Here is a 750-nt window from a genome sequence, read left to right as displayed (position 1 = left end):
AATTTAAACAGATTTTTGGTCACTCAATTCGATTTAACGCTTCATCAAATAGAATCTCGATCAAAGCGCAAGCACTTGAGCTCCCAATCGTCAGCAGCAACTCGTTAGTGAAAGGGATAATTCAATCGAAAGCCTCAGAGCTACTATCAGATATTCAAGGCACAAGCTCGACCCAAGAAAAAGTAAAAAAACGCATAGAAGAAAGAATCAAAAGCTCAGAACCAGTTAGTACGGAATTAATTAGCGCCTCGCTGGGAATGAGCAGACAAACGCTCTACAGGAAGCTAAAAGAAGAGAGCAGCGATTTTAAAACTTTATTCGATCAAATAAGAAAAGAGGAAGCAGCAAAACAACTAGATCGAGGAGTGAGCTTGTCTTCGTTGAGTTTGCATCTGGGCTTTAAAGAGACGAGCGGCTTCTACAAGGCTTACAAGCGTTGGTTTGGCCACTCTCCTAAAGCGGTCTCTCGAGATCAAACTAAGAACTAGAAGCTAAAAACTAGGTCAAAGCTAATCTCTTCTCGCGAAATGCCCTAGCCCATTCGGACAGACGTGATCGCAGGATGTTTTAATAACACTTTATTTGCTGCTTTCTCAGCTTTGTCACCAAGATGCAAATGAATGATGTGTTTCTTCTGCGCTACATAACGACCCAATTGAGTAAAGTCGCGGTGAACTCGACGTAAACCCAATAGCCCTGCCTCCCACGTGCAGAAGCCAATCACAAGTCCGCAAAAAATGAGTCCTGCGC

At 43.1% G+C, this 750-nt stretch carries 2 protein-coding genes; one reads left to right on the top strand and one right to left on the bottom strand.

What is annotated here, in order from left to right:
* Positions 1-488 (top strand): AraC family transcriptional regulator (locus A3738_RS28875; protein ID WP_156504585.1); only part of this gene is annotated, 488 nt, incomplete at its 5' end.
* Between the two features lie 44 nt (positions 489-532).
* Here the strand turns inward: A3738_RS28875 and A3738_RS28870 are convergent.
* Positions 533-750 (bottom strand): hypothetical protein (locus A3738_RS28870; RefSeq protein ID WP_231876796.1); only part of this gene is annotated, 218 nt, incomplete at its 5' end.

It is taken from the genome of Oleiphilus sp. HI0066 (assembly GCF_001635725.1).
Note: the sequence above shows the minus strand (reverse complement) of the source record. Positions and strands in the feature narration are given on the sequence as shown.